21 protein-coding genes are annotated in these 18,604 nt (G+C 36.9%); 14 read left to right on the top strand and 7 right to left on the bottom strand.

Features of this window, described 5'->3' with window-relative positions; genetic code table 11:
- Window positions 1-17 precede the first annotated feature (17 nt).
- Window positions 18-1,508, bottom strand: coding sequence for a glucose-6-phosphate dehydrogenase (gene zwf, locus HSM_RS09345; protein ID WP_011609796.1), 1,491 nt, complete (start codon window positions 1,506-1,508; stop codon window positions 18-20).
- Between the two features lie 71 nt (window positions 1,509-1,579).
- On the bottom strand, window positions 1,580-2,398 hold the full coding sequence (gene cysQ, locus HSM_RS09340; protein ID WP_012340910.1) for a 3'(2'),5'-bisphosphate nucleotidase CysQ: 819 nt from the start codon (window positions 2,396-2,398) through the stop codon (window positions 1,580-1,582).
- Between the two features lie 71 nt (window positions 2,399-2,469).
- On the opposite strand from cysQ, the gene hslR reads away from it, so the two are divergent.
- The 6 genes from hslR to tuf all read left to right on the top strand — a co-directional run bounded on the left by hslR (window position 2,470) and on the right by tuf (window position 8,378).
- Window positions 2,470-2,880 carry a ribosome-associated heat shock protein Hsp15 gene (gene hslR, locus HSM_RS09335; protein ID WP_012340909.1) on the top strand — a complete coding sequence of 137 codons (411 nt, stop codon included), beginning with the start codon at window positions 2,470-2,472 and terminating at the stop codon, window positions 2,878-2,880.
- A 55-nt stretch (window positions 2,881-2,935) separates the two neighbouring features.
- On the top strand, window positions 2,936-3,796 hold the full coding sequence (hslO, locus tag HSM_RS09330; protein WP_012340908.1) for an Hsp33 family molecular chaperone HslO: 861 nt from the start codon (window positions 2,936-2,938) through the stop codon (window positions 3,794-3,796).
- 158 nt (window positions 3,797-3,954) lie between these two features.
- Complete coding sequence (gene rpsL / locus HSM_RS09325) at window positions 3,955-4,329, top strand: 30S ribosomal protein S12 (RefSeq protein ID WP_011609792.1); 375 nt, start codon at window positions 3,955-3,957, stop codon at window positions 4,327-4,329.
- A 130-nt stretch (window positions 4,330-4,459) separates the two neighbouring features.
- A complete protein-coding gene (gene rpsG / locus HSM_RS09320; RefSeq protein WP_011609791.1) occupies window positions 4,460-4,930 on the top strand; it encodes a 30S ribosomal protein S7 in 471 nt (156 codons plus the stop codon).
- 89 nt (window positions 4,931-5,019) lie between these two features.
- Entirely contained in the window at window positions 5,020-7,122 is a 2,103-nt protein-coding gene (gene fusA / locus HSM_RS09315) for an elongation factor G (protein WP_011609790.1), read from the top strand.
- 71 nt (window positions 7,123-7,193) lie between these two features.
- Window positions 7,194-8,378: an elongation factor Tu gene (gene tuf / locus HSM_RS09310; protein ID WP_011608348.1), complete on the top strand. Its 1,185-nt coding sequence runs from the start codon at window positions 7,194-7,196 to the stop codon at window positions 8,376-8,378.
- A gap of 454 nt (window positions 8,379-8,832) precedes the next feature.
- On the opposite strand, the gene HSM_RS09305 is transcribed toward tuf, so the two are convergent.
- On the bottom strand, window positions 8,833-9,585 hold the full coding sequence (locus HSM_RS09305; protein WP_012340906.1) for an esterase family protein: 753 nt from the start codon (window positions 9,583-9,585) through the stop codon (window positions 8,833-8,835).
- 60 nt (window positions 9,586-9,645) lie between these two features.
- Window positions 9,646-10,824: an ATP-grasp domain-containing protein gene (locus tag HSM_RS09300; RefSeq protein ID WP_012340905.1), complete on the bottom strand. Its 1,179-nt coding sequence runs from the start codon at window positions 10,822-10,824 to the stop codon at window positions 9,646-9,648.
- Between the two features lie 214 nt (window positions 10,825-11,038).
- Between HSM_RS09300 and HSM_RS09295 the strand changes: the two genes are divergently transcribed.
- From HSM_RS09295 to HSM_RS09285, 3 genes are all read left to right on the top strand, one after another.
- On the top strand, window positions 11,039-13,252 hold the full coding sequence (locus HSM_RS09295) for an NADP-dependent isocitrate dehydrogenase (RefSeq protein WP_012340904.1): 2,214 nt from the start codon (window positions 11,039-11,041) through the stop codon (window positions 13,250-13,252).
- Between the two features lie 86 nt (window positions 13,253-13,338).
- Window positions 13,339-13,986 (top strand): pseudouridine synthase, encoded by a 648-nt coding sequence (locus tag HSM_RS09290; protein ID WP_041605339.1) that lies wholly within the window; start codon window positions 13,339-13,341, stop codon window positions 13,984-13,986.
- Window position 13,987: 1 nt separating this feature from the next.
- Window positions 13,988-14,443: an NUDIX hydrolase gene (locus HSM_RS09285; RefSeq protein WP_012340902.1), complete on the top strand. Its 456-nt coding sequence runs from the start codon at window positions 13,988-13,990 to the stop codon at window positions 14,441-14,443.
- A 1-nt stretch (window position 14,444) separates the two neighbouring features.
- Here the strand turns inward: HSM_RS09285 and HSM_RS09280 are convergent, their stop codons facing one another.
- Window positions 14,445-14,666, bottom strand: a complete 222-nt coding sequence (locus HSM_RS09280) for a SlyX family protein (protein WP_012340901.1) — start codon at window positions 14,664-14,666, stop codon at window positions 14,445-14,447.
- Window positions 14,667-14,762: 96 nt separating this feature from the next.
- Here HSM_RS09280 and HSM_RS09275 point away from each other — a divergent pair, with 96 nt between their 5' ends.
- The 5 genes from HSM_RS09275 (at window position 14,763) to HSM_RS09255 (ending at window position 17,227) form a co-directional block, all read left to right on the top strand.
- Entirely contained in the window at window positions 14,763-15,449 is a 687-nt protein-coding gene (locus HSM_RS09275) for an FKBP-type peptidyl-prolyl cis-trans isomerase (protein ID WP_012340899.1), read from the top strand.
- A gap of 68 nt (window positions 15,450-15,517) precedes the next feature.
- Window positions 15,518-16,186, top strand: a complete 669-nt coding sequence (locus HSM_RS09270; RefSeq protein WP_011609782.1) for a helix-turn-helix transcriptional regulator — start codon at window positions 15,518-15,520, stop codon at window positions 16,184-16,186.
- Window positions 16,186-16,566 carry a sulfurtransferase complex subunit TusD gene (gene tusD / locus HSM_RS09265; protein WP_011609781.1) on the top strand — a complete coding sequence of 127 codons (381 nt, stop codon included), beginning with the start codon at window positions 16,186-16,188 and terminating at the stop codon, window positions 16,564-16,566. The genes HSM_RS09270 and tusD overlap by 1 nt, the downstream gene beginning before the upstream one ends.
- Window positions 16,563-16,925, top strand: a complete 363-nt coding sequence (gene tusC, locus HSM_RS09260) for a sulfurtransferase complex subunit TusC (RefSeq protein ID WP_012340898.1) — start codon at window positions 16,563-16,565, stop codon at window positions 16,923-16,925. The genes tusD and tusC overlap by 4 nt, the downstream gene beginning before the upstream one ends.
- An 11-nt stretch (window positions 16,926-16,936) precedes the next feature.
- Window positions 16,937-17,227: a DsrH/TusB family sulfur relay protein gene (locus HSM_RS09255; RefSeq protein ID WP_009875596.1), complete on the top strand. Its 291-nt coding sequence runs from the start codon at window positions 16,937-16,939 to the stop codon at window positions 17,225-17,227.
- Window positions 17,228-17,296: 69 nt separating this feature from the next.
- Here HSM_RS09255 and HSM_RS09250 read toward each other — a convergent pair whose 3' ends face one another.
- Together HSM_RS09250 and HSM_RS10920 are read right to left on the bottom strand one after the other, a co-directional pair.
- On the bottom strand, window positions 17,297-18,214 hold the full coding sequence (locus HSM_RS09250; protein WP_041605163.1) for a glycosyltransferase family 52: 918 nt from the start codon (window positions 18,212-18,214) through the stop codon (window positions 17,297-17,299).
- Between the two features lie 226 nt (window positions 18,215-18,440).
- Window positions 18,441-18,599, bottom strand: coding sequence for a hypothetical protein (locus HSM_RS10920; protein WP_157857771.1), 159 nt, complete (start codon window positions 18,597-18,599; stop codon window positions 18,441-18,443).
- Between the last annotated feature and the right edge of the window lie 5 nt (window positions 18,600-18,604).

Raw genomic sequence — 18,604 nt, 5'->3', positions numbered from 1 at the left:
ATTACTATTTATTTGATTTAGACTTTTTTCTTCATCATTCCACTAGGTTTACGCCATACTCTCCCCGTTTTAGCAATTAATTTATCCGCTTCGGTTGGTCCCCAGGTTCCGGCTTCATATTCGTAAACACGCCCTTGATCTTTTTTATAATTCAAGATGGGTTGTACAAATTTCCAGCAGGCATGTACTGCATCTGTCCGTGCAAAAAGTGTCGCATCGCCTTTTATGGCATCTAATAATAAACGATCATAGGCACTTAGTAGGCTTGGTGTTGCTAAATCAGCGTAGCGGAAATCCATTGACACTTCTTTTGCTTCAAAGCCTGCACCCGGTTTTTTCAAGCCGAAACGCATTGAAATCCCTTCATCAGGCTGAATTCGGATAATTAATTTATTTTCCGGTGCATTTTGACTGAAGACTGGATGGGGGGTTGTTTTAAAGTGTATGACAATTTCCGTAACACGAGTTGGTAACCGTTTACCGCTACGCACATAGAATGGCACACCAGCCCAACGCCAGTTATCAATTTCGCAACGTAAAGCAATGTAGGTTTCTGTATTGGAGTCTGCTGGAACGCCTTTTTCTTGTAAATAACCATTCACCACTTCACCATCTATAGTTGAAGATGTGTATTGACCTAAAACAAGATTGTTTTTTATATCGTCTTCGCTGAGCGGGTGTAAGCAATGTAACACTTTTGCTACTTCGTCACGCATAGAATCAGCATTAATAATAGCAGGGGGCTCCATTGCTACCATGGCTAAAACTTGTAATAAGTGGTTTTGGAACATATCACGCATTGCACCAGAATCATTATAGTATCCGCCACGTTCTTCAACACCGATTTCTTCAGCACCTGTAATTTCTACATAGTCAATAAAGTTGCGGTTCCATAGCGGTTCAAATAAGCCGTTGGAAAAACGTAATACGAGAAGGTTTTGAACAGTTTCTTTACCCAAATAATGGTCAATACGATAAATTTGATGTTCTTCAAAAAAACGATGAATTTGCACATCAAGTTCTTTTGCGGTTTTTATGTCATAACCAAAAGGTTTTTCTACAATAAGACGTTTCCAACCGCATTCTTCCGTATTTAGTCCGTGTGTGGCAAGGCATTCAGGAATCACACCGTAAAGGCTTGGCGGTGTGGACATATAATAAAGAGTATTGCCTCCGGTCTGATATGTATCATGTAGCTCATCTAAACGAGGAACAAGTTTTCCATAATCAGAAGCATTCGAGGTATCAATCGCCTGATAATAAAGATGAGAACAAAATTTTTCCAAATGTTCTTCTGTTATATCTTCTGTTTTTCTCAACGCATTACGCATTTTTTCACGAAATTCTTCATCGCTTAAGTCAGTTCGGGAAACACCTAACACAGAGAAATTTTCTGTCAAACGTCCTATTTTGTATAAATTATAAAGTGCGGGGATTAATTTTCGGTGAGTTAAATCTCCCGAAGCTCCAAAAATAACAATACAATTATTTTCTGCATTTACGTTCATATTTTGTTTAAGTCCGATATTAAAAGAAGTGAATAATATTCTGAAATCAGCTAAATTTCCAATAGTTCTCATTAATTAAATTGAAAGATTTTTTTCCAATCGGCAGATATGTCCGATACCATAATAAAATCAGGGTTTATTAAACTCGGTCGTTTGTTATAAGTTAGGGCGTTGAATTGGGTATCACGGATTCCTCCGCCTATTTCGGATAAAATGGCTTCCGCCGCAGCTGTGTCCCATTCACCGGTTTGTCCCAGTCGAATATAGCAATCTGCACTTCCTTCTGCAACCAGTGCGGTTTTTAAACCGCTAGAACCATAAGTAATAAATTCGTATTGATAATTTGATCTCAAAATTGACCGCACTTTTTGCTCCGCATTTTTTGAACCTACTGCAATTTTTACTGTATGGTTTAAGTCAAATTTTCTGGCTGATAAAGTTTGCAGAGAATGTTCCGTTTGTTTATAAGCACCATGCCCTTTCAGGGCATAATAAGTTTGTTTTAACACGGGAGCATGAATAATACCTAACATGATCCGATTTTGATGAATCAGTGCAATTAGCACAGCGAATTGATCTGTTCGATTAATAAATTGTTGTGTACCATCCAGCGGATCAATCAACCAATAAGTACGCCACCGCCGTCGATCTGAAAAAGAAATTTGACAGCTTTCTTCTGATAAAACAGGGATATGTGGCGTAAGTGCGGTCAGTTTTTCGATAAGAAACTGGTTTACAAATAAATCTGCGTTTGTGATAGGCGTATTATCCGATTTTATGTTGATCTGAAAATCAAATTCTCCATTGTAAAAAAGATTAAGATAGTCTCCAGCTTGATGAGCGATTTGTAAAACCTTTTCCAGCAGTACCTGACTTTTTAATTCATTCATAATCTTCCCTTTTACAAATGTCTTTAATCCCCCTATCATACCCCTGATTTTAACTGAACGAAAAGACAAATATGGCAAAACAGCATTTACCCAAGGAAAAAGATGATAGTATTCGGCTCGATAAATGGCTATGGGCTGCACGCTTTTATAAAACACGTACTATTGCAAAAGAAATGATTGACGGTGGAAAGGTGCATTATAATAACCAACGTACTAAACCAAATAAAACGGTGGAAATTGGTGCAATACTCAAATTGCGTCAAGGTAGTGAAGAAAAAGAAGTAGAAGTGCTAGCCCTATCTGCACAACGTCGTGGTGCACCGGAAGCACAATTGTTGTATCGTGAAACCACTAGGAGTGTTGAACAGCGAGAGAAAATGGCAATCGCACGTAAGAATAATGTACTTTCTATGCCACACCCAGATCGCCGTCCAAATAAAAAAGAGCGGAGAGATTTATTGAAGTTTAAGTATCAGGAATAGCATTCAATTTATAAAGACGATAGATATTGAAAATTTGAATAAACAGGAAAAATATATGATATATCAAACAGATAATGACAAACTTTACCGTTACCTATTTAAAGATCGTGCCGTACGAGGTGAGTGGGTACGTTTGAATAAGACTTTCACCGATACACTTAACTCACATGAATATCCTCGTATTGTACGGAATTTATTAGGTGAAATGATGGTCGCTACCAATTTATTGACAGCAACTTTAAAATTCAAAGGCAATATTACCATACAAATTCAAGGTAACGGTCCGTTAAAATTATTGTTAGTTAACGGCAGTGATAGTCAACAAATCCGTGCATTGGCTCGTTTACAAGATGATGTGTATGATGATATAACCTTATCAGAGTTAGTCGGCAATGGTATATTAGTAATTACTATAGCCCCAACAAATGGGGAGCGTTATCAAGGAGTGATTGCATTAGATAAACCAACCATTGCAGAGTGCTTAGAGGATTATTTCATTCGTTCGGAACAGCTACAAACACAATTATTGATTCGTTCCGGTGAATATGAGGGAAAACCTGTTGCTGCCGGATTATTATTACAAATCATGCCTGATGGTACCGGTTCACAAGAGGATTTTGAACATCTTGCGACATTAGCTGCAACAGTAAAAAATGAAGAATTATTTGGACTAACTGCAGAAGAACTATTGTACCGCTTATACCATGAAGAAACTGTGGAGATTTATCCACCAAGTGCGGTGGAATTTCATTGTGGTTGTTCTTTAGAGCGTTCTGGATCTGCATTACTTTTGATTTCCGATGATGAAATTGAAAATATTTTAACAGAACATGGCGGTAGTATTGATATGCAATGCGAATGTTGTGGTACACATTATTTCTTTGATAAAAAAACTATTGAGAAACTTAAAGCATAGATCTTCACCCAATCTAAATGGAATCTTTCGTTATTTTTGCAGGATAGAATTGCTTAATTCTTGACAATATCACTTTGTGTGATTAGAATTCGGCGTCTATCTTTGTATAGATAGATTATTAAATATACATTTTTGTAAAAACTATTGGAGTTTTATTAATGGCAACTATCAACCAACTAGTACGCAAACCGCGTGTGAAAAAGGTTGTAAAAAGCAACGTTCCTGCGTTAGAGTCATGTCCGCAGAAACGTGGCGTGTGTACTCGTGTGTACACAACTACACCTAAAAAACCGAACTCAGCATTACGTAAAGTATGTCGTATTCGTTTAACTAACGGTTTTGAAGTAACTTCTTATATCGGTGGTGAAGGTCATAACCTTCAAGAACACAGCGTGGTGTTAATCCGTGGTGGTCGTGTGAAAGACTTACCGGGTGTGCGTTACCACACAGTACGCGGTGCATTGGATTGTGCCGGCGTTAAAGATCGTAAACAAAGTCGTTCTAAATACGGCGTTAAACGTCCTAAAGCTTAATGGTTCTCCGTTAAGTAAGGCCAAACGCTAATTAACAAATTAATTACCATAAACTCCAGTAAAAGTAAGATGTCATTTCTTACATAAAGAGTTTTGGATAATCCTGAAGATAAAAAACGGAGAAATTACAATGCCACGTCGTCGTCGTATTGAACCTCGCAAGATTCTTCCTGATCCGAAGTTCGGCTCAGAATTACTTGCGAAATTTATTAATGTTTTAATGGTAGATGGTAAAAAATCCATCGCTGAATCTATCGTTTATGGTGCATTAGAAACGTTATCTCAACGTACAGGAAAAGAAGCATTAGAGGCTTTTGAAATTGCATTGGAAAACGTACGTCCAACAGTTGAGGTTAAATCTCGTCGTGTTGGTGGTTCTACATACCAAGTGCCGGTTGAGGTTCGTCCAACTCGCCGTAACGCATTAGGTATGCGTTGGATCGTTGAAGCTGCACGTAAGCGCGGTGATAAATCTATGGCTTTGCGTTTAGCTAATGAGTTATCAGATGCTTCTGAGAACAAAGGTGCGGCAGTGAAAAAACGTGAAGATGTCCACCGTATGGCTGAGGCTAATAAAGCATTTGCACATTACCGTTGGTAGAGTAGCAAAGTGTTTTTTAGGCTTCATCACATTACTATGCGGTGGAGCCTTGTTCATATTTTAAATTTATTCCAAACAAGGAAATAATAATGGCTCGTACAACCCCTATTTCACTTTACCGTAATATCGGTATCAGTGCGCATATTGATGCGGGTAAAACAACTACCACTGAGCGTATTTTGTTCTATACAGGTGTAAGTCACAAAATTGGTGAGGTACATGATGGTGCTGCAACCATGGACTGGATGGAACAAGAACAAGAGCGTGGTATTACTATTACTTCTGCGGCTACAACGGCATTTTGGTCGGGTATGTCGCAACAATTTCCACAACATCGTATTAATGTAATTGATACTCCGGGACACGTAGACTTTACTATCGAGGTAGAACGTTCAATGCGTGTTCTTGATGGAGCGGTAATGGTTTACTGTGCGGTTGGTGGTGTTCAACCTCAATCAGAAACAGTATGGCGTCAAGCTAATAAATATAAAGTACCGCGTATCGCTTTCGTAAATAAAATGGACCGTACCGGTGCCAATTTCTTACGTGTTGTTGAGCAAATCAAAACACGTTTAGGTGGCAATGCTGTTCCTCTACAATTGCCTATTGGTGCAGAAGATAATTTCAAAGGTGTTGTTGATCTAATTAAAATGAAAGCGATCAACTGGAATGAAGCAGACCAAGGGATGACTTTTACCTATGAAGATATTCCTGCAGAGATGCTTGCTGAATGTGAAAAATGGCGTGCAAACTTAGTTGAAGCCGCTGCCGAATCTTCTGATGAGTTGATGGATAAATTCTTTTCAGGTGATGAGTTAACTGAAGAAGAAATTAAAAAAGGTTTACGTTTACGTGCATTAAAAACTGAAATTATCCTTGTAACTTGTGGATCAGCATTCAAAAATAAAGGTGTTCAAGCGATGCTTGATGCTGTAATTGATTATTTACCGGCACCAACAGATATTGAAGCCATTAAAGGTATTAATCCGGATGAAACAGAAGGTGAGCGTCATGCCAGTGATGATGAACCGTTTGCAGCTTTGGCATTTAAAATCGCTACTGACCCATTCGTTGGTAATTTAACCTTCTTCCGTGTATATTCCGGTGTTGTTGAATCGGGTGCAACTGTGTTGAATTCTGTAAAAGACAAACGTGAGCGTTTCGGTCGTATCGTGCAAATGCATGCGAATAAACGTGAAGAAATTAAAGAAGTACGTGCAGGAGACATTGCAGCCGCAATCGGTCTGAAAGATGTAGGTACCGGTGATACTTTATGTGCAATGGATGCACCAATTATCCTCGAGCGTATGGAATTCCCGGAACCGGTTATTTCTGTTGCTGTTGAACCAAAAACAAAAGCTGACCAGGAAAAAATGGGTCTTGCATTAGGGCGTCTTGCTCAAGAAGATCCGTCTTTCCGTGTACACACTGATGAAGAGTCAGGTGAAACTATTATTTCAGGTATGGGTGAGTTACACTTGGATATTATCGTTGACCGTATGCGTCGTGAATTCAAGGTCGAAGCAAATATCGGTAAACCACAAGTATCTTATCGTGAAACTATCCGCACTCGTGTAAACGATGTTGAAGGAAAACACGCAAAACAATCTGGTGGTCGTGGTCAATATGGTCATGTAGTTATTGATTTATACCCTCTAGAACCTGAAGGTCCTGGATATGAATTTGTTAACGAAATTAAAGGTGGGGTAATTCCTGGTGAATATATTCCAGCTGTTGACAAAGGTATCCAAGAACAACTTAAATCCGGTCCATTAGCTGGATATCCTGTAGTTGATTTAGGTGTTCGTTTACATTTCGGTTCATACCATGATGTTGACTCATCTGAACTGGCGTTTAAGCTTGCTGCTTCTCTAGCATTTAAAGCGGCATTTAATAAAGCAAATCCAGTGTTACTTGAGCCAATCATGAAAGTGGAAGTTGAAACTCCACCTGATTATGTTGGTGATGTAATTGGTGACTTAAGTCGTCGTCGTGCTATGGTAAGCGGTCAAGAAGCAAACGAATTTGTTGTGAAAATCAATGCTGAAGTTCCATTAGCAGAGATGTTTGGTTATGCAACGGATCTACGTTCACAAACTCAAGGTCGTGCATCATATTCAATGGAACCGTTAAAATATGCTGAAGCACCGAAAAACGTGGCGGATGCAGTAATTGAAGCACGTAAAAAATAATTTTATTTAATCAACAAAACTCCCCAAATTTGCACCGCACTTTTGGGGACTCAATAAAAGGAAACTGAAAAGTGTCTAAAGAAAAATTTGAACGTACAAAACCGCACGTAAACGTGGGTACAATCGGCCACGTTGACCACGGTAAAACAACTTTAACAGCAGCGATCACGACTGTATTATCCAAACACTTTGGTGGTGCAGCACGTGCATTTGACCAAATTGATAACGCACCAGAAGAGAAAGCACGTGGTATCACTATCAACACTTCACACGTTGAATATGATACAGCAACACGTCACTACGCACACGTTGACTGTCCGGGACATGCTGACTATGTAAAAAATATGATTACAGGTGCGGCACAAATGGACGGAGCTATTTTAGTGGTAGCGGCAACAGACGGTCCAATGCCACAAACTCGTGAGCATATCTTATTAGGTCGTCAGGTAGGTGTACCGTACATCATCGTATTCTTAAACAAATGCGACATGGTAGATGACGAAGAATTATTGGAATTAGTTGAGATGGAAGTACGTGAATTACTTTCTCAATACGACTTCCCAGGCGATGACACACCAATTGTACGTGGTTCAGCATTACAAGCATTAAATGGAGTTGCTGAGTGGGAAGAAAAAATTCTTGAATTAGCGTCTCACTTAGACAACTATATTCCGGAGCCTGAGCGTGCGATTGACCAACCGTTCTTATTACCGATTGAAGATGTTTTCTCAATTTCAGGACGTGGTACAGTAGTAACCGGACGTGTAGAGCGTGGTATTATCCGTACTGGTGAAGAAGTTGAAATTGTCGGTATTAAAGAGACAACAAAAACCACGGTAACGGGTGTAGAAATGTTCCGTAAATTATTAGACGAAGGTCGTGCGGGAGAAAACATTGGAGCATTATTACGTGGAACAAAACGTGAAGAAATTGAACGTGGTCAAGTATTAGCGAAACCGGGTTCAATTACACCGCACACAGACTTTGAATCAGAAGTTTATGTGTTGTCAAAAGAGGAAGGAGGACGTCATACTCCATTCTTCAAAGGTTACCGTCCACAATTCTATTTCCGTACTACTGACGTAACAGGTACAATTGAATTACCGGAAGGTGTTGAAATGGTCATGCCTGGCGATAACATCAAAATGACAGTAAGCTTAATTCACCCGATTGCGATGGACCAAGGTTTACGTTTTGCGATTCGTGAAGGTGGACGTACTGTAGGTGCGGGTGTTGTTGCTAAGATTATTAAGTAATACTCCATTAAATAAACAAAGACAATTCTAAAATTCATAAGGAATTGTAGTTGGAGCATCAAAAAGTGAGCAGATTTATGCTCACTTTTTCATTTATAACGTTGTTTAGCCTTAATTTTGGTCGTATTTTTGAAGATCATTACTACTGCAATGTGCATTAAAAGTCTCTGACCCAGTTAACTTCTTGTATTTATTATAAGGATTTAACTAGGCTTTGATCACTAATTTTGTTCTTTAAGTCTGAATTCCCCTTAGTTTTTTATTTATTACTATCTATCAGCCGACTTCTAATGACAATTTTAGAAATGATCTTGTTTCTATCATTTATTTCTCGAACCGCTAAACTGATTGCCTGATAAGCAATTTCATATAAATTATGACCAATACAAGGAACATGAATACCGTAGTAAGGTTTTTTGAGATCTCCATAGATTTTTATGTTTTCCTTTATTGATTAAATAATCCCCTGTTCCTCTAATTTTGAGAGGAAAAATGGCATCTGAACTCGCCACCAAGGCCAGTCATGATCCACATCATGACCCCAGTAATCAAACCAACCTTCTATTCCTTTACTGCGAAATGCTTCTTCTAAACGTTTTGTATCCGCTATATGTTGTTCTTCCCAAGCACCTTGCCCAACAGCCACAATATAATGATTTTGGCGATAACGTTCTAAGAACCAGTTATCATGTTGATTCCATAAATAATCAATTGGCGAGTTAAAATAAACGGTAGAATCACCATGATATTCATGAGTAAAGAAACGTGCGTCGTAAACACCGCTCAATGCAATTGCAACATCAAATAAATCCGGATGACGCAAAGCAAAGTTAATTGTATGGAATGCCCCCATACTACAACCTGTCGCAATCATTGCTCCGTCCCATTTTGATTCATAACGGATTAGTGGAACAAGTTCATTTAAAATATAGCGATCATAAGCATTGTGTGCTTGTGCCATATCATGTCCGGATTTCCATTCTGCCAGCCAAGATTCATTATCGAAAGAGTCGGGTGTATAAAATTTAATTAAGCCACGCTCAATAAAAGAACGACAAGCTTCAATCATACCAAAGTTACCATATTCATTTTGATTTCCACCGGATGAAGGAAATACAATCACAGGCTTACCCGCATGACCATACACATTAAAGTGCATTTCACGTCCCAATTCACCGCTCCAATGGCTACGTCTTTCAAAGTGCATTTATTTTTTTCCTAAAAGTTACAGTAGACAGGGAAATCCTGTCTATAAATTAAAACAAAGTTATGCTTTTTGTTGTGCAAATTGTGCAATTTCATGCATCTGATCTAAAGTTTCTGTGCGAGCTAAAATACCATGTTCCCCCATAATTTTGGCAAAAACGCCGGGTACGGTTTGCACACTAATAATATTAGTAGAATATTTTTGTTGCACATCTTCAATGGAGTTTACATAATTCTTATTTGCTTTACGTGAGATATATACCACATTCCATGGGTGTGTAATATTTGTGTAGAATTTATTTTCTTTCACAATATTGGCGTATTCTCTGAATACATCAAAATCATTTGCATAATTCCACATATCAATAGTCAAGCCACCGGGTGGGCGACAATTGATTTCTAACGGCATCAAATCACCTGTTTTTTTCACACGGAAAAACTCAAAATGGAAGAAACGCTCACGAACGTTGAAAGCATCAACACATTTTTGTCCTAATTTAATTAAGTCGGTTGAAATTTCTCGAGGAACGTAATAGAACATATCATTATCATTTTCTACGGTATCCAATACGCACTCGGAATATTCAAGACCGGAATAGAACACAATATTGCCCTCTTTATCGGTTAAACCATCAAAGGTAATAATGTCCCCATCAATAAATTCTTCCATGATGTATTCAACGTGTGCATTTTTATAAGAAAAAAAGTCCTCTAATTCTTGTACCGACTTAATTTTATAAGTATCGCTTGCACCCACTCCTGAATTTGGCTTAATAATCACAGGAAACTTCAATTTTTTAGCTAACTTACGTGCTTCATCATCAGAGTTAAATACTTTTCCCTGAGCAACTTTCAGACCTGCTTGACGAAAAATTTCTTTAATTTGTGCTTTGGTTTTAATTGCCAACATATCATCGTTCTTATACCCAGGAACATTAAAATCTGTACGTAATTTTGCATCAAGCTCAAGCCAGTATTCATTATGAGATTCAATACGATCAATTCGACCATACTTATGTGCAAAATAACCAACAGCACGATAGACTTGCTCGTAGTCTTCCATATTATCAACACGATAATATTCCGTTAAGGAACTACGCAAGTTTTCACTTAACTGTTCATAAGGTGTGTCTGCAATACCTAATGTATTAAAACCACACTCCTTTAAACGAACGGCAAAAGTTTCAAAGTTTGCAGGAAAATGTGGAGAAATCATCACAAAATTTAATGGTTTTGACATAATAGCTCCTAAAATAAAAAACGAAATCGCTCGGATTATGACATAAATATCATTTATCTGTATATATTCTTTCCAGATATTGTTTAAATTTTGAAAAAATTGTACGCATAAAATAACATTATTGTTATTTTTTTGTTATGCTTAGAACGCTCTAATACCATAAAGAGCAAATTCATTCCAATTAACCAATTCATATCTATACAGGAACATGCCTATGTCAGCAAAAATTACTTATACATTAACTGATGAAGCACCAATGTTGGCGACTTATTCTTTTCTTCCAATTGTGCAAGCATTTACTGCTGTCGCAAATATTGATGTAGAAACCAAAGATATTTCTCTTGCAGGGCGAATTTTAGCCAATTTATCTGCTTACCTTAGTGAGGAACAGAAAATTCCTGATGCCCTTGCTGAATTGGGTGAATTGGCGACTAAACCGGAAGCTAATATTATTAAATTACCGAATATCTCAGCTTCTATTCCTCAACTTAACGCCGCCATTAAAGAACTTCAACAACAAGGATTTGCTGTTCCTGACTATCCAACAGAACCACAGACGGAAGAAGAAAAAAAAATAAAAGCGGCTTACACAAAAGTATTAGGTTCAGCGGTAAATCCCGTTTTACGTGAGGGAAATTCTGATCGACGTGCACCAAAAGCAGTGAAAAATTATGCACAGAAAAATCCGCACTCAATGGGCGATTGGTCTGCACAATCAAAAACCCAAGTTGTCAGCATGCAACAAGGAGATTTTTATGGTACGGAAAAATCCGTAACGGTAAAAAGTGCGGGACAATTTCAAATAGAATTTGTGGCTGCAAACGGTGAAAAGAAAGTGTTGAAAAAATTTGCACCGTTAAAAGCTGGTGAAGTAATAGATGCCTCAGTGATGAGTTTACAAGCGTTAAAAGATTTTGTAGCACAAGCAAAAGCTCAATCTAAAGCGGAGGGTACGTTATTTTCAACACATCTTAAAGCAACAATGATGAAAGTATCAGATCCTATCATTTTCGGTGTTATTGTTTCTGTTTATTTTGCCGATGTTTTTGCACAATATGCTGATGTGTTTACTCAACTTAGCATCAACCCGAACAATGGGTTGGGTGAGCTTTATAGCAAAATCGCCGGCCATGCCAAGGAAAATGAAATCAAAGCGGCAATTGAAAAAGCAATGGAGCAAGGACCTGATATTGCTATGGTAAATTCAGATAAAGGGATTACTAATCTGCATGTTCCTTCTGATGTTATTGTTGATGCTTCTATGCCGGCAATGATCCGTAATTCAGGCAAAATGTGGAACAGAAAAGGGGAATTACAAGATACCTTGGCACTCATTCCGGATCGTTGTTATGCAGGGATTTATAGTGCGGTCATTGAAGACTGTAAACATAACGGAGCTTTTAATCCTACTACAATGGGTTCAGTACCTAATGTCGGATTAATGGCACAAAAAGCGGAAGAATATGGCTCACATGACAAAACTTTCCAAGCTGAAGAGCAAGGGGTAATTCAAGTGGTTGGTGAAGATGGCGAAATTTACTTGGTGCAACATGTGGAGAAAGGCGATATTTTCCGCATGTGTCAAACGAAAGATGCACCAATTAAGGATTGGATTAAACTTGCAGTTAATCGAGCAAGCGTTACCAATACGCCGGTTGTTTTTTGGTTAGATGAAAATCGTGCACATGATCGTGAAGTTATCAAAAAAGTGCGGTCTTATTTGGCTGAATTTGATACAACACATTTAGACATCAAAATATTATCTCCGATTGAGGCTTGCAAATTTTCATTAAATCGTATTCGTCAAGGGTTGGATACGATTTCCGCTACCGGTAATGTGTTGCGAGATTATCTTACAGATTTATTCCCAATCTTAGAATTAGGTACTTCTGCCAAAATGCTTTCAATTGTACCATTGATGAATGGTGGGGGGTTATTTGAAACTGGTGCCGGCGGTTCTGCACCAAAACATATTGAGCAGTTTATTGCAGAAGGTTATTTACGTTGGGATTCACTAGGAGAGTTTTTAGCACTACAAGCTTCACTGGAACACCTTGCTCAAACGCAAAATAACGATCAAGCACAAATTTTGGCAGAAACATTAGATCAGGCAAATGCAATTTTCTTAGATAAGAATAAATCTCCGGGACGTAAATTGGGGACGATTGATAACAGAGGATCGCATTTTTATTTGGCAATGTATTGGGCTCAAGCCTTAGCAGCGCAAAACAAAGATGAACAACTTAATAGGAAGTTTGAGTTAATTGCACAAGCCTTGCAAGAAAATGAGCAGCAAATTAATCAAGAGCTACTTGCTGCACAAGGGACGCCGCAAAATATTCAAGGTTATTATCACCCTGATTCCAAGGCTACAGCACAAGCCATGCGTCCTTCAGCAACATTGAATAATATTTTGGCAAAAATCTAATCAGCATAAGGGCAGCTAATGGCTTGCCCTTATTTATTTTTATCTAAAACATGGATCTTCAACGCAAAAAATTAAACAACACTAACTTGATAAAATCGCTTGTAAAAAGTGCGGTGCTGAAACGTAGGCAAAAAAGGGGACTTAACTTTGCACAAACTAAAGTGATTTTATTCAACAAGCCTTTTGATGTTCTCTGTCAGTTCACAGATGAACAAGGGCGGGCAACATTAAAAGATTTTATAAAAATACCGCACATTTATCCCGTAGGACGTTTAGATCGAGATAGCGAGGGTCTTTTATTGTTAACCAATAATGGCGAGCTACAGCACCGACTGACGAATCCAAAATTTAAAATGGAAAAAACCTACTGGGTACAAATAGAAGGCATTCCAGTGGAAACCGATCTTGCACAGCTGAGAAAAGGCATCGAATTGAATGATGGATTGACCAAACCGGCAAAAGTGCGGTTGATTTCTGAACCGAATATTTGGCAACGACATCCTCCGATTCGTGAGCGTAAAACTGTTCCTACCAGCTGGCTGGAAATTAAAATTAGCGAAGGGCGTAACCGTCAAGTACGACGTATGACTGCCCATATCGGTTTTCCCACATTGCGTTTAATTCGTTATGAAACAGCGGGGCTAACGCTCACCAATTTAGCCAATGGACAATTTCGTGAGCTTACGTTAACCGAATTACAAGATTTATATCAACAAGTTAAAAAGAGTATCTAATATGTATAAACCAAATATTACAATGGCTTGTGTTGTGCACTGCAAAGGCAAATTTTTATTTGTCGAAGAATTTGAATACGGCAAAATGACGCTTAATCAACCAGCTGGGCATCTAGAAAAAAATGAAACTATTTTACAAGGTGCACAAAGAGAATTATTTGAAGAAACCGGTATTCGAGCAGAGATGCAAAACTTATTAAAGATTTACCAATGGCATGCACCTCGTTCTAAAACTGATTATTTACGGTTTGTTTTTTCTGTTGAGTTAACAGATTGGGTTGAGATAACACCTTCTGATCCGGATATTTCCGGAGGGCTTTGGTTGAGCTTGGAGGAGTTTCACCATTATATTCAGCAAGATGGACAAGCGGCTCGCAATCCTTTGGTATTACAAGCCGTGGAAGATTATTTATCCGAAAAAACCTATCCTCTTGATATTATTGATGTTTATCAATAAGTTAATAATGTGGCGGAGGTGTTTCTTCCGCTTGACTTGCAATATTAGAAGATTGTAAATCCTTTAATTTGCTTGCCATATAGCGTAATTGTAGTTGCATTTTGTCTAAAACAAATTGTTGATCAATTAATGCCTGATTTAATTCTTCTAAGGTGTTTTCTTGAAAGGCAATTTTCATTTCTAATTCTGCAATACGTTGATCTAATTCTTGAGTTTGTGGCATAAATAGTCTCTAATTAAAAAATAATGATTGTGCATTTGAACAAGACAATTTAATCTATTCAACATTTCATATTTTTATTATAAAGGATCAAGAAAAATGTTAAAAATTAAAAAACGTTCTGCAATAGCGTTAATAGCAAGTGCGGTCGTTTCTCAATCTGTTTTTGCTGATAAGCAGTTCAATGATGATGTTTCTTATGCTTTGGGCTATTTTATGGGAAAATATTTAACGGTGATGGGTGAAGAACACAAAGATGTTGCCAGTTACAATTATGAGAAAATTGTTGCTGGCATTAAAGATGTTGTAGAAAATAAAAGCACTTTAACTGATGAAAAAGCACAAGAAACGTTGCAAGAGTTAGAAAACAAAGCACGTCATGCAAAAATGGCTAAAATCAAAGCTGAAAATGAGAAATTTACAGCAGAATTTGCTAAAAAATCGAATGTGAAAAAAACGGAAAGCGGTTTACTTTATCGTATTGAAAAAATGGGAGAAGGTAAGAGCATTAAACCGACAGATCGTGTTAAAGTACATTACACGGGCAAATTAGCCAATGGCAAAGTATTCGATAGTTCCAGAGAGCGTGGACAACCTGCTGAATTTAAATTAAATCAAGTGATTTTAGGTTGGACAGAGGGTTTACAATTCATTAAAAAAGGCGGAAAAATTGAGTTGGTTATTCCTGCCGACTTAGCTTATGGCGAAAGAGGTGCAGGTCTAATTCCACCGAGTTCAACGCTATATTTTGATATTGAAATCTTAGATGTAACTTCTGAAAAATAAAGTAAAACTCACCGCACTTACATTAAAAATAGCCTAAAGTGCGGTGAGAAAAATAAGGGAAATTAAGCATGTTATCGGATAGACGCCCTTTTACAAATGAAGATCATACTATTCTCAATTCTTATATCGCTGTGGTTGAGGGGATTAGTGCATTAATTGGTGAGCACTGTGAAATTGTTTTACACTCTTTGGAAGACCTTGAGCATTCGGCTATTTGTATTGCCAATGGACATAATACCAATCGCCAAGTGGGGTCGCCGATTACAAATTTTGCATTAACGTCTTTGCACAATATGCAAACCGAGAGTGTGTCTAAACCTTATTTTACTCGATCTAAAAGTAAGGGATTGATGAAATCGGTGACGATTGCAATTCGTAACGGTAATCAACGCATTATAGGCTTACTTTGCATTAATATTAATTTGGATATTCCCATGTCTCAATTTATTCAGGCATTGATGCCCGCACCTGAACAAGTGGAAATGTCAGCAGTTAATTTCGCCAGTTCAGTAGAGGAGCTTGTTGTTCAAACTATAGAACAAACTATCGAAGAAATTACAGCGGATCGTCTTGTTGCAAATCATAACAAAAATCGTCAAATTGTCCTGTCCTTATATGAAAAAGGTATTTTTGATATTAAAGATGCGATTAATTTAGTAGCGGAACGCTTAAATATCTCTCGACATACCGTTTATCTCTATATCCGTCAACTCAAACAAGAGCAAGGAATAGAATAATGCGTTATGTTTTAGCGGTTAAACAGCCTGTTTATGGTACACAAGGGGCATATCTTGCTTATCAATTTGCACAAACCTTATTGGCGAAAGGTCATCAAATTGAACAAATCTTTTTTTTTCAACAAGGGGTAACTTTAGGTAATGCCTTTGTTAATCCGGCAAATGACGAATTTCACTTACAAAAAGCATGGCAACAGTTAAGTCAAACATATTCTGTTCCATTGCATCTTTGTATTTCAGCAGCACAACGGCGAGGTATCGTTGAACCGCTGAGTTCAAATAACCAGCAACAAAATAATTTAGCAGAAGGTTTTATTTTGGCAGGATTAGGAGAGTTTAATAAGGCAGTTTTGCAAGCAGATAGGTTGATAACAATATGATAAAACTGGCTTTTATCTTTCGCCAAGCACCACACGGTAGCAGTATCAGCCGAGAAGGTTTAGATGCACTGTTGGCGGCAACGGCATTTTGTAATGAAGATGAAATTGCGCTCTTCTTCTTAGAAGATGGTGTTTTTAATTTACTTAATCAGCAGAAACCTGAAATTATTTTGCAAAAAGATTTCATTAGTACCTTTAAATTATTGGATTTGTATGAAATCGAGCAACGCTATATTTGTCGGCAATCTTGTGAAAAATATCAATTAAATAGCCAAGATTTTATTATTTCCTGTCAAAAAATTGACCGCACTTTGTTGCTACAAAAACTAAATCAGGCAGAGAAAATTTTAACTTTTTAGGGATAAATAATATGCTCTATACCTTTTCTCAATCAAGCTACGACATAAATGAATTAACCGGTTATTTAGACCAAATCACACCACAAGATGTATTAGTTTTATGGCAAGATGCTGTTTTATTACCCTTAAAGCACCCTCAACTTTTTGCTTGCCTTAATATACCTGTTATGTTTTTACAACCTGATGTTGAGGCAAGAAATTTAAGTGAGAAAATATTTGTACAGTTACCGCAAATGAAAATAATTTCTTTAGATGAACTGGTTGAACTTACCGTAACATTTACTCCTCAGCTTGCTTTATAAAGTGAATAATGAAGTTCATTATTACGGATTAATTTAAGATCATTTATTTATTTTTTTTTGCCAAAAATTTTAAATATCAATCACTTTTATACCAAAATCTTTCAATATGTCATAACAATCTAAATATGCTTTTTCAGTTAATTTAGGCTTTAAAGCATAGATACGGTCAATATTTTCTTTGGTTACTATATTTAATACCGCACTACTAAAAAAAGTATATATTTTAATACTATTTTCAATAGATCGTTCTGCATAAAACTCTTCAAAAATAAGCGGTGTTTTAATATATGAAACATTATCTATATAGTAATCTTCCCTTGGGTGAGGAAAATAATAATCAATTTTAAATTTTGCAATGACTTCTTTGATTAATCGAATATTTTTCTCTTCATCATAAAATATAGGTTGACCTAATAGTATTGAGATGCTTTTATCTTGTGCCGTATATTTCTTTTCTAGATTAAACAAAGGCATATATTCTATATTATCTATAATATTATTTTTACAACGATAAATTGAATAATGTAGCTTAGATATATTCTTTACTTTGTTGGAATTGTAGTGATTGGGTAATAGAATATCAGTAATTCTTTTTTTTAAAGAATGATCATATTCTTGATAGAGGTGACTATTTGGGGCGATGTTTGCAGTACCATCATCAAAAGTATACAATTCTTTGAAAAAGATATTACTTAAAATAATATGGATATATCTTTTTTCGATATTCGCCAAGAAAACACGATCAAAAGTTTTGTTTTTAATTTTTAATAAAGAAAGTAAATTTTTATACCTTTCTAGTTTAAATCTTGCAATTTTTATACAAAAAAACTCATGGCATAAGTGCTTTAATTTATTTTCATAAAAATCAAATTTATCGTTATAAAATGATTCTAACATAACCCCATAAAATTTTTGCTCAGGATAACGTTCGATAATTTTTTCGGCGATGATTACCTGTAATGGAGTACAGCATATAATTAAATTCATATTATCTTCTCGGAACATCTTATTTTAGTGCGGTGTTTTTTTGTGAGGAAATGCAAGTACATTAACTGCAAACATACCAATAGTATTGATATCGTTCGTTCTGAGAAATAAACAACAATCTTTTAAATCTATGAATGATTTATAGGCATCAAAAAAACGAAAACTATTTTGAGTAATAGATTGAGATTGATTGGTCTTGGATTTTTGTTTAGACATTAACAACCTTTCATAATGAATTTGCAAGGTTGTTTTTAGCCAATATACTAGGCTTGTAGGCTTGTAGGCTTGTAGGCTTGTAGGCTTGTAGGCTTGTAGGCTTGTAGGCTTGTAGGCTTGTAGGCTTGTAGGCTTGTAGGCTTGTAGGCTTGTAGGCTTGTAGGCTCATTTTTA

Source organism: Histophilus somni 2336, from assembly GCF_000019405.1.
In the GTDB taxonomy this organism is placed as follows: domain Bacteria; phylum Pseudomonadota; class Gammaproteobacteria; order Enterobacterales; family Pasteurellaceae; genus Histophilus; species Histophilus somni.
This window is presented reverse-complemented; position numbering and strand designations above follow the sequence as displayed.

Bases quoted from the DNA above. Each gene is read 5' to 3' on its own strand.
- HSM_RS09275 (WP_012340899.1), top strand. From the start codon at position 14,763: ATGTTAAAAATTAAAAAACGTTCTGCAATAGCGTTAATAGCAAGTGCG.
- HSM_RS09280 (WP_012340901.1), bottom strand. From the start codon at position 14,666: ATGCCACAAACTCAAGAATTAGATCAACGTATTGCAGAATTAGAAATG.
- HSM_RS09255 (WP_009875596.1), top strand. From the start codon at position 16,937: ATGCTCTATACCTTTTCTCAATCAAGCTACGACATAAATGAATTAACC.
- tusD (WP_011609781.1), top strand. From the start codon at position 16,186: ATGCGTTATGTTTTAGCGGTTAAACAGCCTGTTTATGGTACACAAGGG.
- HSM_RS09285 (WP_012340902.1), top strand. From the start codon at position 13,988: ATGTATAAACCAAATATTACAATGGCTTGTGTTGTGCACTGCAAAGGC.
- HSM_RS10920 (WP_157857771.1), bottom strand. From the start codon at position 18,599: ATGAGCCTACAAGCCTACAAGCCTACAAGCCTACAAGCCTACAAGCCT.
- rpsG (WP_011609791.1), top strand. From the start codon at position 4,460: ATGCCACGTCGTCGTCGTATTGAACCTCGCAAGATTCTTCCTGATCCG.
- HSM_RS09270 (WP_011609782.1), top strand. From the start codon at position 15,518: ATGTTATCGGATAGACGCCCTTTTACAAATGAAGATCATACTATTCTC.
- HSM_RS09300 (WP_012340905.1), bottom strand. From the start codon at position 10,824: ATGTCAAAACCATTAAATTTTGTGATGATTTCTCCACATTTTCCTGCA.
- HSM_RS09305 (WP_012340906.1), bottom strand. From the start codon at position 9,585: ATGCACTTTGAAAGACGTAGCCATTGGAGCGGTGAATTGGGACGTGAA.
- HSM_RS09295 (WP_012340904.1), top strand. From the start codon at position 11,039: ATGTCAGCAAAAATTACTTATACATTAACTGATGAAGCACCAATGTTG.
- zwf (WP_011609796.1), bottom strand. From the start codon at position 1,508: ATGAACGTAAATGCAGAAAATAATTGTATTGTTATTTTTGGAGCTTCG.
- tusC (WP_012340898.1), top strand. From the start codon at position 16,563: ATGATAAAACTGGCTTTTATCTTTCGCCAAGCACCACACGGTAGCAGT.
- HSM_RS09250 (WP_041605163.1), bottom strand. From the start codon at position 18,214: ATGAATTTAATTATATGCTGTACTCCATTACAGGTAATCATCGCCGAA.
- hslR (WP_012340909.1), top strand. From the start codon at position 2,470: ATGGCAAAACAGCATTTACCCAAGGAAAAAGATGATAGTATTCGGCTC.
- rpsL (WP_011609792.1), top strand. From the start codon at position 3,955: ATGGCAACTATCAACCAACTAGTACGCAAACCGCGTGTGAAAAAGGTT.
- fusA (WP_011609790.1), top strand. From the start codon at position 5,020: ATGGCTCGTACAACCCCTATTTCACTTTACCGTAATATCGGTATCAGT.
- cysQ (WP_012340910.1), bottom strand. From the start codon at position 2,398: ATGAATGAATTAAAAAGTCAGGTACTGCTGGAAAAGGTTTTACAAATC.
- hslO (WP_012340908.1), top strand. From the start codon at position 2,936: ATGATATATCAAACAGATAATGACAAACTTTACCGTTACCTATTTAAA.